The sequence below is a fragment of the Aerococcus sanguinicola genome (assembly GCF_001543145.1).
Taxonomy (GTDB): domain Bacteria; phylum Bacillota; class Bacilli; order Lactobacillales; family Aerococcaceae; genus Aerococcus; species Aerococcus sanguinicola.
This window is the reverse complement of record NZ_CP014160.1, coordinates 1,903,552-1,918,980: the sequence shown is the minus strand read 5'-3', so window position 1 is coordinate 1,918,980 and position 15,429 is coordinate 1,903,552. Positions and strand designations below refer to the sequence as shown.

Annotated in this window: 14 protein-coding genes; all 14 read left to right on the top strand. The window is 48.4% G+C overall.

Annotation, left to right across the window (positions count from 1 at the left end; genetic code table 11):
* The first annotated feature begins 89 nt into the window (after positions 1–89).
* The 14 genes from nrdF to AWM72_RS08505 all read left to right on the top strand — a co-directional run bounded on the left by nrdF (position 90) and on the right by AWM72_RS08505 (position 15,291).
* A complete protein-coding gene (gene nrdF / locus AWM72_RS08570) occupies positions 90–1,130 on the top strand; it encodes a class 1b ribonucleoside-diphosphate reductase subunit beta (RefSeq protein WP_180754550.1) in 1,041 nt (346 codons plus the stop codon).
* A gap of 1,038 nt (positions 1,131–2,168) precedes the next feature.
* The gene (locus tag AWM72_RS08565; protein WP_067976248.1) at positions 2,169–4,076 is read left to right on the top strand and encodes an ABC-F family ATP-binding cassette domain-containing protein; all 1,908 of its coding nucleotides are present in this window, start codon (positions 2,169–2,171) and stop codon (positions 4,074–4,076) included.
* Between the two features lie 11 nt (positions 4,077–4,087).
* On the top strand, positions 4,088–5,032 hold the full coding sequence (locus tag AWM72_RS08560; RefSeq protein WP_067976246.1) for a thymidylate synthase: 945 nt from the start codon (positions 4,088–4,090) through the stop codon (positions 5,030–5,032).
* A gap of 31 nt (positions 5,033–5,063) precedes the next feature.
* Positions 5,064–5,561, top strand: a complete 498-nt coding sequence (locus tag AWM72_RS08555; protein ID WP_067976245.1) for a dihydrofolate reductase — start codon at positions 5,064–5,066, stop codon at positions 5,559–5,561.
* Complete coding sequence (locus tag AWM72_RS08550; protein ID WP_067976243.1) at positions 5,561–6,181, top strand: DUF2140 family protein; 621 nt, start codon at positions 5,561–5,563, stop codon at positions 6,179–6,181. The genes AWM72_RS08555 and AWM72_RS08550 overlap by 1 nt, the downstream gene beginning before the upstream one ends.
* A gap of 12 nt (positions 6,182–6,193) precedes the next feature.
* Complete coding sequence (locus AWM72_RS08545; protein ID WP_067976241.1) at positions 6,194–6,421, top strand: YozE family protein; 228 nt, start codon at positions 6,194–6,196, stop codon at positions 6,419–6,421.
* Positions 6,422–6,434: 13 nt separating this feature from the next.
* Positions 6,435–7,931: a S41 family peptidase gene (locus AWM72_RS08540; RefSeq protein ID WP_067976239.1), complete on the top strand. Its 1,497-nt coding sequence runs from the start codon at positions 6,435–6,437 to the stop codon at positions 7,929–7,931.
* Between the two features lie 15 nt (positions 7,932–7,946).
* A complete protein-coding gene (gene lepB / locus AWM72_RS08535; protein ID WP_067976237.1) occupies positions 7,947–8,495 on the top strand; it encodes a signal peptidase I in 549 nt (182 codons plus the stop codon).
* A 60-nt stretch (positions 8,496–8,555) separates the two neighbouring features.
* Positions 8,556–9,434 (top strand): ribosome biogenesis GTPase YlqF, encoded by an 879-nt coding sequence (gene ylqF, locus AWM72_RS08530; RefSeq protein ID WP_067976234.1) that lies wholly within the window; start codon positions 8,556–8,558, stop codon positions 9,432–9,434.
* A complete protein-coding gene (locus tag AWM72_RS08525; RefSeq protein WP_067976231.1) occupies positions 9,427–10,203 on the top strand; it encodes a ribonuclease HII in 777 nt (258 codons plus the stop codon). The genes ylqF and AWM72_RS08525 overlap by 8 nt, the downstream gene beginning before the upstream one ends.
* A gap of 63 nt (positions 10,204–10,266) precedes the next feature.
* Complete coding sequence (dprA, locus tag AWM72_RS08520; protein ID WP_067976230.1) at positions 10,267–11,112, top strand: DNA-processing protein DprA; 846 nt, start codon at positions 10,267–10,269, stop codon at positions 11,110–11,112.
* 184 nt (positions 11,113–11,296) lie between these two features.
* Positions 11,297–13,366, top strand: a complete 2,070-nt coding sequence (topA, locus tag AWM72_RS08515) for a type I DNA topoisomerase (RefSeq protein WP_067976229.1) — start codon at positions 11,297–11,299, stop codon at positions 13,364–13,366.
* A gap of 166 nt (positions 13,367–13,532) precedes the next feature.
* Entirely contained in the window at positions 13,533–14,468 is a 936-nt protein-coding gene (gene xerC, locus AWM72_RS08510; RefSeq protein WP_230080811.1) for a tyrosine recombinase XerC, read from the top strand.
* A 4-nt stretch (positions 14,469–14,472) separates the two neighbouring features.
* Complete coding sequence (locus AWM72_RS08505) at positions 14,473–15,291, top strand: hypothetical protein (RefSeq protein ID WP_067976228.1); 819 nt, start codon at positions 14,473–14,475, stop codon at positions 15,289–15,291.
* The last annotated feature ends 138 nt before the right edge of the window (positions 15,292–15,429 follow it).

Genomic DNA, 15,429 nt, shown 5'->3' with positions numbered 1-15,429 from the left:
TGGGACAAATTGATAACAATCTCTATATAAATTCAAAAGATAATTGGCAACAAAACTTGTGGGATGGGACGGACCAAGCTGATCCGGACCTGGGTAAATACTACAAGGCTATTAACTGGGACAGCATTGAAGACATGGTTGACAAGCTGACCTGGGAGAAGCTCACGGAACAATTCTGGCTGGACACCCGGATCCCCGTCTCCAACGACCTGGATGACTGGCGTCGGCTGTCTGCTGCTGAACAAGATGTCGTCGACAAGGTCTTTGGCGGCTTAACCCTCCTGGATACCCTCCAATCAGAAGAGGGGGCCTTAGTCCTCTTACCAGACGCCCGGACCCAGCAAGAGCGTGCCGTCTTCTCGAATATCCACTTCATGGAGTCTGTTCACGCTAAGTCTTATTCCACGATCTTTATTACGCTTAATACCACGTCTGAAATCGATAAGATTTTTGACTGGACCAATGAGAATGAACTGATCCAATACAAGGCGAAAAAGATCAACCAAGTTTACCGGACAGGGACGGGCCTGCAGAAGAAGGCAGCCAGCGTCTTACTGGAATCCTTCCTCTTCTATTCCGGCTTCTATGCCCCCCTCTGGTACTTGGGCAACAGCAAACTGCCTAATGTGGCGGAAATTATCAAGCTGATCTTGCGTGATGAGTCCGTCCACGGCACTTATATTGGCTACAAGTTCCAATTAGGCTACAATGAACTATCCGAAGAAGAACAAGAAGAGCTGAAGAATTGGACCTTCGAGCTCCTCTACGACCTATATGAAAACGAAATGAAGTATACCTCAGCCGTCTACGACCAAATTGGTTGGACAGAGGATGTTAATATCTTCGTTCGCTACAATGCCAATAAAGCCCTGCAGAACCTAGGCTTTGACCCGCTCTTCCCTGATACTGCGGAAGACGTTAATCCGATTGTAATGAACGGGATTTCAACAGGAACGTCTAACCATGACTTCTTCTCCCAAGTCGGCAACGGCTACCTATTAGGTGAAGTCCAAGCCATGGAAGACGAAGATTATTCCAAGTGGTCAACCTCTGCCCGCCGCGAGCAACGTATGGCCTACCGCAAGGCAAAAAAGGCTGCCCGCAAAAAGGCCCAAGAGGAAGACAAATAATTGACACTTTAAGAGATCGTGGTTAAGATCAAACCACGATCTCTTTTATTTAAAAAGGGTGAGAGACTTGGCGCTTAGGCTTGGATGATTGGAACAATTAAGGATAAGAGCGAAACATTCGCTCGTTCCTTAATTGTGAAATCACTCCAAGTCTGCCAAGTCGAACCCGACTAGATAGGGTGTGACGGAGCGCGGTTAGCTTTGGATGCTTGCACGTTTCGATCGTGTGAAGTGGAGAAGTTTCTGCCTTGCGAATCCGACTATGATCTGTGCTGATGAGCATGCGTTCCGCTTTTGAATTTGGTCCTTGAAGGGTTAGAGGATCAACACGGCTGAAGCCGTCTTGTACTTTATCCGTAAGTCGCTAAAGCTCCAACGGCTAAAGCATAGCACCGGCTCGAACCTCGGTTTCTCGCCTAGCAAATCTCAAACGGACCGTACGGCTAAAGCCTACGCTCCGTAATTCGCTTTACTTGCTTTTCATGACTAAGGACCAACTTCAACGCTTCACTCCTGCTCACAACAGTAAATGAATATATTATTAAATAAAACGCAGCTTTTGGGTTTGACTTGAAAGTAAAATCTTCTTGCTTAATTAGTGCGCTATTAACTTTAAGAGAGGTGCTATAGGAGAAGGATTGCACGGTGAACATGCGTTGCGCTTTTGAATTTGCCTCTTAAACGTTCAAATAGTTAGCTTTCGTTTACTAGAACAAGTCACCAGAGCAGTCTGCAAGACTAAAGGGTGCGAAGGCTAGCGGGAGAAATAGACCTCTGGAGCTAAAAGCCAGAGAAGACTGAAGGTCCTCGGCGAATTTTAGTGAAGAGGAGCTATTTCTGCTAGCCTAAACCCGAGTACGGCGGGGACTTTGTGAAGTGACACGAAAGCTGATCTTGCGAACCCAACTAGGTTGAAAACAAAGGCGAAAAAATTAAAGGGCCTGCTTGGTCGTGTCTTTATAAAAACTTTGCTTCCTAACCCCGAACTTATGATAAACTATAAGGATGTAAGTAACTTTAAAGGAGTCGATGAAATAGATGAAAGATTTCAAGGCCTTAAATTGGTATAAAACTTATGGGGAGAAACCCCTGTTAACAGATGTCTCCTTCCTTATTCGGGGAGGGGACCATGTGGGCTTGATTGGAACCAACGGCTCAGGAAAAAGTACTTTAATGCGTATTTTAGCAGGCGTGGACAGCCTGGATAGCGGGGAAATGGAGCACCCCAAAGATTTCAAGGTCACTATGGTTAGCCAAGAGGAAAACTTTGATGAAGACCTCACAATCTTTGAAGCCGTCTATGATTCAGAGAGCCACTTGGTCCAAATTGTAGCTCGCTACCAGGAAGCGGCCCACCGCCTCGCGCAGTCGCCCCAGGATAAAGACCTCCAAGCTGCCTTTAGCCAGGCGGAAGAGGCTATGAATGCAGAAGATGGCTGGCAATTGGATACAACCATCCATACCGTCCTCAACCAGCTAGGCTTTACAGATAGCTCACTAACTATCCGCCAGCTGAGCGGGGGACAGCGTAAGCGGATTGGCCTAGCCAAGGCCTTGATTGAAGAACCCGACCTCTTCCTCCTCGATGAACCGACCAACCACCTGGACTTTGAGATGGTTGCCTGGTTGGAGAAGTATTTAGCTAATTATAAGGGGTCGGTCCTCTTGATTACCCACGACCGTTACTTCCTGGACCGGGTAGTAGGTCGTATTTTTGCCTTGGACCATGGGAACTTGCGCGAATACGAGGGCAATTACCAGGCTTATCTGGAGAAGAAGGCCATCGAGGACGAGCAAGAACGTGAGACGGCCCGCAAACAAAAGCAACTCTATAAGAAGGAATTAGCCTGGATGCGGACAGGCGCCAAGGCTCGGACGACTAAGCAGCAAGCTCGGATTAACCGCTTCGAGGACTTGGAAGGCCAAGTGAAAGGCCAAAGGGGACCGGACCAGAAGCTCAGTATCGACTTTGACCAAGAGCGCCTAGGTAAGAAGGTTATCGAATGTCAGGATTTAACGGTTGGCTATGAGTCAGAAGCTCCCCTGGTCAAAAACTTAGACCTTCTCGTCCAGAACCGGGACCGAATCGGGATTATCGGGGAGAATGGGGCAGGAAAGACCAGTCTGATGAATACCATTGCTGGTCTCTTGCCTCCCTTATCTGGCCAAGTTGTGATAGGGGAGACGGTAAAAATAGGCTACTTCCAACAAGTGCCTGTCGATTTGCCCGAAGACAAGCGGGTCATTTCTTATATCCAAGAAGAGGCGGAAGACTATGTTTACCGGGATGGGAAAACCCTCAGTGCCTCCCAGATGCTGGAAACCTTCCTCTTTGACCGGTCCATGCATGGGGTGAAGATTTCATCCCTGTCAGGGGGCGAGAAGAAGCGGCTCTACCTCTTGCGTATCCTCATGGCCCGGCCCAATGTCTTATTCTTAGATGAGCCGACCAATGACCTGGATATCCAGACCCTGACCATCCTGGAAGATTATTTAGAAGATTTCCCAGGCGCTGTCCTGACCGTCAGCCACGACCGTTACTTCCTCGACAAGGTAGTCGACAAGCTCTTGGCCATCGATGACCATCATGAGGTCGATATCTTCTTCGGTTCCTATAGCGACTACCAAGAAGAGCTTAAGGCAGCGGACAAGGCCAAGGCGGAGGCCCAGGCCAAAAAAACACCCAAGGAGCCAGCAGAAGCTCAAAAACAAAAGGACCCAGATCGCAAAAACCGGATGACCTACCAAGAGAAGAAGGACTGGGAACAGATCGAAACGGTGATTAGTCAACTAGAAGACAAGCTCCAAAGCATTGATGAAGAGATGTTAGCCAATGGAGCAGACTATGGGAAATTAGCCGACTTACAAAAAGAAAAAGAGACCACCGAAGCTGAACTTTTAGACCAAATGACGTATTGGGATTATCTCAGTGAAAAAACTTATTAGGGAGTGACACAATGGCCAAACAATATTTAGACTTATTGCAACATATTTTAGACAAGGGAAGCTTTAAGGATGACCGAACAGGGGTAGGGACCCTGTCGACTTTCGGCTACCAGATGCGCTTTGACTTGAATGAGGGCTTTCCACTTCTGACAACCAAAAAAGTCGCTTTTGGTTTAATTAAGAGCGAACTCCTCTGGTTTTTAAGAGGGGATACCAATATTCGCTTCTTACTCGAGCATAATAACCATATCTGGGATGAGTGGGCCTTTAAGAATTGGGTGGAAAGCGCGGCCTACCAAGGACCGGATATGACTGATTTTGGTCTGCGGGCTGAAAGCGACTCAGACTTCGCGGCAGTTTATAAAGAAGAAATGTCTAAGTTCCGCCAGCTCATGCTTGAAGACGATGATTTTGCGGCTCAATATGGCAACCTCGGTGCGGTCTACGGTAAACAGTGGCGGCACTGGGAGACCCGGGATGGGGGAGAGATTGACCAAATCGCCATCCTCCTCGACCAATTGCGCCATACACCAGATTCAAGACGGATGATTCTCAGCGCTTGGAATCCTGAAGATGTGCCAGATATGGCCCTGCCTCCCTGCCATACTTTGAGCCAGTTCTATGTCCAAGATGGGAAATTGAGCTGCCAGCTCTACCAGCGGAGTGCCGATGTCTTCCTGGGCGTTCCTTTTAATATCGCCTCTTATGCCTTATTGACCCATCTTTTAGCTCGGGAAGTGGGACTCGGTGTGGGCGATTTCGTCCATAGTTTTGGTGATGTGCATATTTATAAGAACCACTTAGACCAAGTCAAGGAACAATTGTCGCGCGAGCCCCGTCCCTTGCCTGAACTCGTCATTAAAGGAGAAGCCCCGATGGATGAGCTTGCGACTGAAGATATCTTCGTCCAAGGCTACGACCCTTACCCAGCCATTAAGGCCCCTGTTGCTGTTTAATGTCATGATTTAACGCTGAAGGAGAGTTAAGATGTTAATTGCCGTTTGGGCCCAGGCCCGCAATGGTGTCATCGGTAAAGATCAGAAGATGCCCTGGCACCTGCCCAATGATTTTCAATTCTTTCGTTCCCAAACCATGTACCATAAGATTGTCCTCGGCCGCAAAACCTTTGAGGGCATGGGCTCTAAGCCTCTGCCTGACCGCCAGACCTATATCCTGACTCGTTCAGAATCGATTGCAATCAATGGCGATAGGTCCTCTGTTGAACTCATCCATGCTATCGATCCCATCCTAGAACTGGCCAAGAAGGAAGATGTCTATATTATCGGCGGTAAGCAGATTTACCAAAGCTTCTGGCCTTATTTAGATGAATTGCGGGTAACTTACATCGACCATGCCATGGCAGGGGATACGGTCATGGATCCTGACCTCAGTGATTTCCACAGCTATGCGGAAATCAAGGGCGCAGTTGACGATAAGAATCCTTACCCCCATCGTTTTATTTTTTACCGACGGGAGGCTAAGTGATGGCAAGACAAAGCAATGGCTGGCGACGGGCCTTCTTTATTCTCCTCGGCTTAGTCCTGGCCCTAGCACTTGGCCTCTTCCTTGTCCTCTCCAGTATCCGGCCTTCTTATGAACCGGTTGACCAGGGAGAGCTAGCCCAAACGGAAGAGACCATACAAGCTGAAACCCAGCTCAGCCGAGAGAGCTTTAACGTTCTCATGCAGGCTCTCCTAGCTGGCGACCAGGTGCCTTACCGCCTCCACTTGGACGATCAGGTCCATTTATTAGGCCAATTTCAGGTCTTAGGGCAAGAGCTGTCTTATGAGATTCGTGCCCAGGCAGAAGCCCAGAATGACGGGAATATTGGTCTTTCTATAGAGGCCATTGAAGTAGAAGGCTTGGACCTGCCCATTGGAACTAGTCTAGCACTCTTTAGCCGGCTCATTCCCGACCATGTGCCGCTCAGTGTGGATAGGGACCAGGAGCGTCTCATTGTCCGCCTCGACCAAGTTTCAGCAGAGGGACAGGTCGCTATCGTAGCGCAAGCGATTGACCTGCCTAACAATCAGATCAAACTTGCCTTTTCCCTGCCTTTGCCTTATGCTGTAGAACAAATAGAAGCTTACCGACAAGGCCAGTAGAGGAGGAAGAAGATGTCACTTTCATTTTACCGCTATGTGGAACGGTTTAGAGGGCGGGGCAGTCTAGAGGTCGACCAGAAGGAAGCTTTTGCTGACTTGGTCTACCGCGACCTGGACTTTCCCCGCGACAGTAAGGAATTCGATGAAATCAGCCGCTATATTGAAGGCCATAGTGACTATGCCGATTACATCTCATGTTTTGATGACTTATGGCAGGCCTATGACTATGAACAAGGTTAGAAAGTAGGCTCACATGCAGGAAGATAAACACACGCAAACAAGTGACCAAGCTAAAGCAAGCCCTAAAAATACAGGCAAGTTGGGCAAAAAAAGAGTTGGGCAGGGTGCTCTCTGCCTGTCGGTTGGACTGGTCCTGGGTATCCTAGGAACCAATACCTATACCACAGGCCGTTTACCCTGGGACCTGCTAGCTTCAGACCAGGCCCTATCGGCTGCTGACCTGCGTAAGCTCCAGTACGGCTACCAAATCTTGAACGACCAATATATTGGAGACGTTAAGAAGGGGGAAGTCGTGAATGGTGCTATGGCGGGAATGGCAGATAGTGTAAAAGACCCCTATACCGCTTATTTGACCGGTGCTGCTTCAGAGAGTCTGGATGAAACCATCAAGGGGAGTTTTGAAGGGATTGGCGCCCAAGTCACTACCGAGAATGGCTGGCTTACAATTATCAGCCCCATCAAGGATTCACCCGCTGAAAAAGCTGGCTTACAGGCCAATGATATCATCCTCGAAGTGGATGGCAAGTCGACCAAGGGTTTGTCTACCGAAGAAGCGGTCAAGATGATCCGCGGCGAGAAGGGAACAGAGGTCGAGCTGAAGATTAAGCGGGGCGACCAAGAGCAGACAGTCAAGGTGAAGCGGGATGAAATCCCTATCGAAACCGTCCATGCCCGTCTTATGGACCAAGCCCCTGACGTCGGCCATATCCAAATCTCCGAATTCTCAGAAACGACCTACGACGAACTCGTTCAAAACCTCAAGGACCTGCAAAAGCAGGGCGCTAAGAAATTCGTCTTAGATGTGCGGGGGAATCCAGGGGGCCTCTTGCCTTCCGTTTTGAAGGTTGCCAATATCTTCCTCGAAGAGGGGCAGACCATTTTGAAGGTGGAAGACAACCAGGGGGAAGAGCAAGTCTACCAGGCCAATAGCCAAGACTTGGGCGACTTTAAAGTCCAAGCCCCTCTCGTTGTCCTAATTGATGAAGGTTCGGCCAGTGCGAGTGAAATCTTAGCCGGCGCCCTCCAACAGAGCGGTCAAGTGCCGGTCGTGGGTCAGAATTCTTATGGTAAGGGATCCGTGCAGACTGTCTTCCCCCTTGATAAGAATGGGAAGATGAAGGTCACTGTGGCGAAATGGCTAACTCCTGACGGTACTTGGATCAATGAGAAGGGAATCCAGCCAGATATTGAGCAAAGCCTGCCAGAATATGCTAAACTGACCCTAATTGATACGAGCCAGCACTACAAGGCGGGCCAACAATCTGAGGCCGTCCTCAATATTCAAAAGATCCTCCACAGCTTGGGTTATCTCAGCGAAGACCAGGTGACCAGCCGTTACGACCAAGGCACCGTTGAAGCGGTTCAAACCGTCCAGGAAGAAGCCGGCTTGAAGGTCACAGGAGAAGTGGACGGAGAAACCGCCCTGCGTTTAACCCAAAAGATGCAAGAGAAGATTAAAGCCAATGATAGCCAGTTGGATAAGGCCATTGACGTCTTGGCGCAAGCTTAGAAAGAAGGCAAATTGATGAAACGATTTTTTAATGAAGTAATTTCTTTTATCCTCCCAATTCTCATTGCGGTTGTCCTAGTTTTAGGGGTGCAAAAATACATTGCCTTCCCGATTAATATTTCGGGTGACTCCATGGCGCCTACTCTCCACAATGGGGATATGGCCATCGCCTATCGCTTGGCTGAACCAGATCGCGGGGATATTGTCGTCTTCCCGGGCCCCGATGCCCCTAATGAGAAATACATCAAACGGGTAATCGGTAAGGCTGGGGATACGATTAAATACCAGGACAACCAGCTCTACGTCAACGGCGAGCCTGTTAAAGAGGAATATCTGGAGCCCTTAAAGGCCAGCAATCCCGGCCAGCTGGTGACCCAGAACTTCACCCTCGAAGAACTGACCAATGAAAAAACGGTGCCTGAGGGCGAATTCTTTGTCCTCGGTGACAACCGTCCCGTTTCAAAGGACAGCCGCTATTTTGGCTTCGTCCACAGCGACCAAGTCGAAGGGACCACCAACTTTAGATTCTGGCCCCTATCTGACTTCGGCAAGATTCAAGAATAAATTTTAAGGAGGCAGCCTGCCTCCCTTTTTAATGACAAGCTATAAAGGAGTGAAAATAAGATGGCAACAATTCAATGGTATCCTGGACATATGGCCAAAGCCAAGAAAGAGGTCCAAAACCACCTGAGCCAAGTCGACTATGTAATCGAACTCAGGGATGCCCGGGTGCCCGAAAGCAGTAAGAACCCGATGATCGATCAGATTATCCAAGACAAGCCCCGGATCATTGTCCTTAATAAATCAGACCTAGCCGATAAAGAAGAAACCCAGGCTTGGCTAGACCTGCTCAACCAAGAAGAAGGCAGCCAGTCTTGCGCCTTAAACAGTAAAAACCCCAAGGAAATGAAACGCTTTAAGAAAAAGCTCTACGACTGGACAGCCCCCGTGCGAGAAAAGTGGCAGGCCAAGGGAGTCAAACACCAAGCGGTCCGTCTCATGATTGTAGGAATTCCCAATGTGGGTAAGTCTACCTTTATCAACCAATTTACCCAAAAGAAAAAGGCCCAAGTCGGGAATAAGCCCGGTGTCACCAAGGGCCAACAATGGATTCGAATCGATAAGGATTTTGAACTTTTAGATACTCCGGGAATTCTCTGGCCTAAGTTTGAAGACCCAGAAGTAGGGACGCGTCTGGCCCTCTGTACGGCGATTAAGCAGACCCATTATTACAACGATGACATTGCCCTCTATGCTTTAGCCTTCCTCATGGACTATTATCCCGGTGCCATCGAGGCCAAGTATCCCATTTCTGCTGACCAGGTACACCCTCCATATCCGGAACTCCTCATGACCCTAACGGAAAAGATGGGCTTCTTAGATGATTACGACCGGGCCTCAGAAAAAATCATCAAGGACTTCCAAGATGGCGCCATTAGCCGGCTGACCTTGGACCGAGTGGCGGACTATGAAATGGCTCAGGAGGCAGCTGATAATGACTAAGCGCGAGAGCATCCAAGCCATTAAAGACCGGCTCCAAGCCAAGGGAGCGGACCTGAGGCCGGAAGACCTGGCTCCCTATAGCCAAGACGAGCGCAAGGGGGTCCAGCAGGTCCTCAAGACTTACCAGCGCCGCATCGACCGGGCCCAAGAAGAAGGAGCAGCGATCCAAGAGTTGAGGGCCTATGAAGACCAGCTGAGGGCCCAGGGCTATGCCTATATTGCTGGCGTTGACGAAGTAGGGCGGGGGCCCCTGGCTGGGCCAGTTGTCACTTGTGCGGTCATTTTGCCCCCAGATATGCCAGCTGTTTACTTCAATGACTCCAAGCAGCTCTCCCATAAGAAGCGCCAGGCCTTGGTTGCCGATATCGATAAGTATGCCCTGGCCTGCGAGATTGGCCTCAGTCCCGCTGAACGTATTGACCGCATTAATATCCTCCAGGCGACTAAAGAAGCGATGGCGGCTTCTGTTAACCAGCTCCAACCCAAGGCTTCCTATGTCCTGGTTGATGCGATAACCATACCGGGAATCAGCCAGCCCCAAGAGGCGATCATCAAAGGCGATGCGCGTATTTATTCCATTGCTGCGGCATCAATCTATGCCAAGGAGTATCGAGACCGTCTCATGGCAGACTATGCCGAGCTTTATCCAGAATATGGTTTCGACCAACATGCAGGCTACGGAACTAAGGCCCACTTAGAGGCCCTAGCCAAGTACGGCCCTTGCCCCATCCACCGCAAAAGCTTTGCCCCAGTTAAAGATTTTATTTAATGAATAAATCACTTGATGAACTGGCCGCTCTTTCGTTTATATATGAATGAAGGAGTTGATAAGATGTTTAACAAGCTAAGTCGTCGCCAACAAGAGATTTACCTGACCGAATCGGGCCTCATTCCCTATAGCGAGCGCCTGCGATTATTGCAGGATCCTGACCGAGAAAGAGTAAAGATCCCAGCCAAACACTATGACAAATGGCAGAACTTTACCGCCCACTACCCACCGGCCTATTTCCAAGAACTCTACCAAAAAGAGGGGGTCGTGCCCCTTGTCCTTGGCGATGCTGCCTATCCTGAGGGGCTTATAGAAACCCATAAACCAGCCCTTGTCCTCTTCTGCCAGGGAGACCTTACATTATTGAAACGCCTAGCCCTAGCCGTAGTCGGCAGCCGTAAAATGACAGTTTATGGTCAGGAAGCACTAGAGAGCCTCCTACCAGAAGTCGCTAAGAAATTAGTCATTGTCAGCGGATTAGCAAATGGAATCGATTGCCTATCTCATCAGATAGCTATGAAAGAGCAAGGGAACACCATTGCGGTTATTGGGACTGGATTGGGTCAAGTTTATCCAGACAACCATGCCAAGCTGCAGAGCCAAATTGCACGCGACCACTTGCTGGTCTCGGCCTTGCCTTATCATGCGGGTGCCAAGCGCTGGCACTTTCCTTACCGCAATGAAATTATCGCGGGCCTTTCTGCCGCCTGCCTAGTAGTCGAAGCGGGGCATAAGAGTGGGTCCTTGATTACAGCGAATTATGCCTTGCAGGCTAACCGAGATGTCTTTGCCGTACCTGGCCCCATCAACCAGCCGCTCTCTCGGGGGACCAATGAATTGATCCAGGCAGGGGCTAAGCTGATTTTGACCAGTCAAGATATCCTGGAAGAGTATAGCCATCTTTTTTGAATCATTTCTACTATTATAATAAGGGACAATTTAAGCAATTTTTTTCTCTCGCCATCATTTTATATTTGACAAAGAATCTTGAATGGCATAATATGAGAATCAATTTGACAGCTTATCCGACACTTCAGCCTTTTCCAGCATCTTCTTATTATCCTGTCGGGTAAATTCGAAAGGAGTTATTCTTTTGGCTTATAAGTACCTTGTCATTGTGGAATCACCGACTAAGGCGAAAACCATTGAAAAATATTTAGGCAGAAATTACAAAGTGGTTGCAAGTAAGGGCCACTTGCGGGACCTCCCTAAGAGTAAGATGGGGATCGATATCGAAAATGAGTATGATCCTTACTATATTACTATTCGGGGCAAGGGACCCATTATTAAAGAATTGAAGAAATACGCGAAAAAAGCAGAAAAAATTTACCTGGCTTCCGACCCGGACCGGGAAGGGGAGGCCATCGCCTGGCACCTGGCCTATATCCTAGGTCTTGACCCTAAGGATAAGATCCGGGTGACCTATAATGAAATTACCAAGGAAGCCGTTAAGGAGGCCTTCAAGCACGCCCGGCCGATCGACAATGACCTGGTAGATGCCCAGCAGGCACGCCGGATCCTCGACCGCTTGGTGGGCTATAGCCTGTCACCGATTCTCTGGTCCAAGGTCAAAAAAGGCCTGTCTGCTGGACGGGTTCAATCGGTCGCTTTACACTTAATCATTGAGCGTGAAAAGGAAATTCGCAATTTCAAACCAGAAGAATACTGGTCTATTGACGGCGAATTTAAGAAGGGGCGAGAAAAGTTCAAAGCCAATGCTTCTAAATTCAAAGGCAAGAAGCTTGATCTAAAGAACAAGCAAGATGTTGACCAGTTGATGGCCCACATCACATCTGATGAATTCACCATTGCCAACCTGACCAAGAAGCAACGGCAAAGAAAGCCACAAAAACCTTTCACCACGTCTTCGCTCCAACAAGAAGCTTCTAAGCGGCTTAAATTCCGGACCCGGAAGACTATGATGATCGCCCAACAATTATATGAAGGAATTAATATTGGCAAGGGAAGCGTCGGTCTGATTACCTACATGCGTACCGACTCCACCCGGGTCGCTGATGTCGCCAAAGAAGGGGCCAGTGACTTTATCACTAACACTTACGGTAAGGAATACCTGGGTAAGCAAGGGCAAAGCAAGGCCAAAAACAGCAATGCCCAAGACGCCCACGAAGCCATTCGTCCTTCAGCTCCCGACCGGACCCCTCAGTCCATCGAATCTTACCTGACCAAGGACCAGTACAAGCTCTACAGCCTCATCTGGTGCCGGTTTATGGCCAGTCAAATGGCGCCTGCTATCTATGACACAGTAGGCTGCGACATCGTCCAAGGAGAAGTTTCTTTCCGGGCAACAGGTTCACAAATTAAATTTGAAGGTTATCAAAAAGTCTACGCTGAGAAAAAGGAAAAGGATAATCCGCTCCCTGACTTAGCTAATGGGGATACTGTAAAGAGTGTCAGCTTAGATCCTAAGCAACACTTTACCCAACCCCCAGCCCGCTATACGGAAGCTAGCCTCATCCAAACTTTGGAAGAAAACGGCGTCGGGCGGCCATCGACCTATTCACCAACCATTGAAACCCTGATCAAACGTTACTATGTTAAGATCGAAGCCCGACGCTTTGAGCCGACCGAGCTCGGTGAAATCGTCAACCAACTCGTTGCCACGTATTTCCCAGACATTGTTGATGTGAACTTCACGGCCAGCCTAGAAAATGAGCTGGATAAGATTGAAGAGGGCAAGGAAGAGTGGGTGGAAGTCATCGACCGCTTCTACCAACCCTTCGCCAAGGACTTGGAAAACGCTGAGGAAAAAATTGAAAAAATTGTCATCAAAGATGAGGCCGCTGGTTTCGACTGCGAAAAATGTGGCCATCCCATGGTGATTAAATTGGGCCGCTATGGCAAATTCTACGCCTGCTCTAACTTCCCTGACTGCCGGAATACCAAGGCCATTGTCAAGGAAATTGGTGTCGACTGTCCTAAGTGCCAAGAAGGCCAAGTCATTGAGCGGAAATCGAAAAAGAACCGTATTTTCTACGGCTGCAGCCGTTATCCTGACTGTGATTTTGCTTCTTGGGACAAGCCCATTGGTCGCCAGTGCCCAGTTTGCCAAAACTACCTCGTTGAAAAGAAAAAGCGGGGGAGTAAACAAGTCAAATGTAGCCAATGCGACTACCAAGAAAGCGAACAAAAAGGGGATAATTAGAAGCTCTTCTTAGTTTCTAGTCCCACCTCTTACTTACTTTTTTGCTATGGCAACATAAATTAAAAACTATTTATTCGAAGAGATAAAATCAATTTCCGACTTTGGATGATTTTATCTCTTTGTTTGTGTTATAATGTTTAGGTAAAAGAGGGTGAGTGCCATCGAGTTGACAGCAAAAGGAAAAGCCTTCCTAAACTACCTTACAAATGAAAGACACTATAGTGAAGAAACGCTCCTAGCCTACCAGCATGACCTTGAGGAATTTGCGGATTTTCTATCGGAAGCAAATGTAAACGATTTAAAAGATTTGACTTATCAAGATATCCGCCGCTATTTATTCCAATTACAAAAAAAGGACCTGGCCAAGTCATCGCTTGCCAGGCGTTTGAGTAGTTTACGGTCTGCTTTTAATTTTTTCCAAGAATCCGGTTGGGTCGATAACAATCCTTTTCAATATGTTCATTCGCCCAAGCAAGGCTTGCACCTGCCGGACTTTTTTTATGAGGAGGAGCTGCTTGCTCTATTCGAAGCCGTCCAAGGTCCTGAAGCTCTCCAGCAGAGGGACCGAGCTCTTCTCGAATTTCTTTATGCAACGGGCGCCCGGGTTAGCGAATGCACGGAACTTAGCTTAGACCAAGTTGAATTGGACGCCATGGTCGTGCTCCTCCACGGTAAGGGGGGCAAGGACCGCTATGTGCCGTTCGGTGGGCCTTGTAAGGAGGCTTTACAGACCTATCTAGCTGAGGGACGCCAAGAGCTCCTAGCTAAATCTGGCGAAGATCATCAGCTCGTTTTTGTTAACTACAAAGGACAGGGGCTCAGCCGTGAGGGGATTGCCTATATTCTCAAGCAGATAGTCAAACGGAGTGCCTCCCAGCTGGCCATCCACCCCCACAAACTCCGCCACTCCTTTGCCACCCATTTATTGAACCATGGAGCAGATATTCGGACCGTCCAGGAGCTACTGGGCCACTCCAGCCTCTCCACCACCCAAATCTATACCCACCTTTCTAAGGAAAGCCTACGTCAGAATTATATGACTTTTCACCCGCGGGCCCAGCGTCAAGGGCACAATTCAAACCGATCATCTCAGGAGGACTAAAATTATGGATATTCAGGAAGTATTAGATAAAATTCGCCAAGTTAAACGTGTCGTTCAAACGGAAGATATTATTTCAGAAGACAAGGGCAGCGATTTTCCTTTCCAGCGTTTAGTTGAAGAAATCTCTGAAATTCTCGCGGTCAACGCCTATCTGTTAAATTATGAAGGCCAGCTGCTCGGTTATTTGTCTATCTTTGATGATATTAACAGTGCCCGGACCCATCAAATGATGGAAGAGAAGCAATTAGACCCCAATTACATGAAGCGGGTCCAAGAACTTACCGTTACCCTGACTAATATCCCTGTTGAAGACGAACGCACTATTTTTGCCAATGAATATGCGGCCAATTTCCCTAATGGTAAGACGACAATTATTCCGATTATCGGCCATGGTCGGGGACTAGGTTATCTGATCCTAGCTCGTAAAAAACAGGCCTTCGATGCCGGTGATATGATCCTAGGAGAATATGTCGCAACGATCCTGGCTATTGAAATTGAAAACCTCCTCCACCAGCAAGAAGACCGCCAACAAAAGAACCGACTGATGGCTAAGAAGGCAGTGGCTTCCTTAAGCTTCTCCGAATTGGCTGCTATGCGGACAATCTTAAAGGATAAGACCGAGCCTAGCTTCCGCTTCACCGCCTCACGTTTAGCGGAAAAAGAGGGCTTGACCCGGTCCATCATTGTCAACGGCATCCGCAAGATGGAATCCGCCAATATCCTCTCCTCCCAGTCACTTGGCACTAAGGGCACCTTTATCGACCTCTACACCGAAGAGAACCTCCACCTGATCCAGGAAACCTTAGACCAAGAAGAGCGCTAAGCAAGACGATATGATAAAGAAAAAGAGGAGCTGGAAAAACGCCAGTTCCTCTTATATAAAGCTAGCTCTACCAGCTAGTTCACGACCGATGGGAGATCCTTAATAGATCATCCATCGGTCGCTTAAATTTTAGGGTTT

Excerpts from the sequence above, each read along its gene's own strand:
- ylqF (WP_067976234.1), top strand. The coding sequence starts at position 8,556 with ATGGCAACAATTCAATGGTATCCTGGACATATGGCCAAAGCCAAGAAA.
- AWM72_RS08505 (WP_067976228.1), top strand. The coding sequence starts at position 14,473 with ATGGATATTCAGGAAGTATTAGATAAAATTCGCCAAGTTAAACGTGTC.
- AWM72_RS08555 (WP_067976245.1), top strand. The coding sequence starts at position 5,064 with ATGTTAATTGCCGTTTGGGCCCAGGCCCGCAATGGTGTCATCGGTAAA.
- dprA (WP_067976230.1), top strand. The coding sequence starts at position 10,267 with ATGTTTAACAAGCTAAGTCGTCGCCAACAAGAGATTTACCTGACCGAA.
- AWM72_RS08545 (WP_067976241.1), top strand. The coding sequence starts at position 6,194 with ATGTCACTTTCATTTTACCGCTATGTGGAACGGTTTAGAGGGCGGGGC.
- lepB (WP_067976237.1), top strand. The coding sequence starts at position 7,947 with ATGAAACGATTTTTTAATGAAGTAATTTCTTTTATCCTCCCAATTCTC.
- AWM72_RS08540 (WP_067976239.1), top strand. The coding sequence starts at position 6,435 with ATGCAGGAAGATAAACACACGCAAACAAGTGACCAAGCTAAAGCAAGC.
- AWM72_RS08560 (WP_067976246.1), top strand. The coding sequence starts at position 4,088 with ATGGCCAAACAATATTTAGACTTATTGCAACATATTTTAGACAAGGGA.
- AWM72_RS08550 (WP_067976243.1), top strand. The coding sequence starts at position 5,561 with ATGGCAAGACAAAGCAATGGCTGGCGACGGGCCTTCTTTATTCTCCTC.
- AWM72_RS08565 (WP_067976248.1), top strand. The coding sequence starts at position 2,169 with ATGAAAGATTTCAAGGCCTTAAATTGGTATAAAACTTATGGGGAGAAA.
- AWM72_RS08525 (WP_067976231.1), top strand. The coding sequence starts at position 9,427 with ATGACTAAGCGCGAGAGCATCCAAGCCATTAAAGACCGGCTCCAAGCC.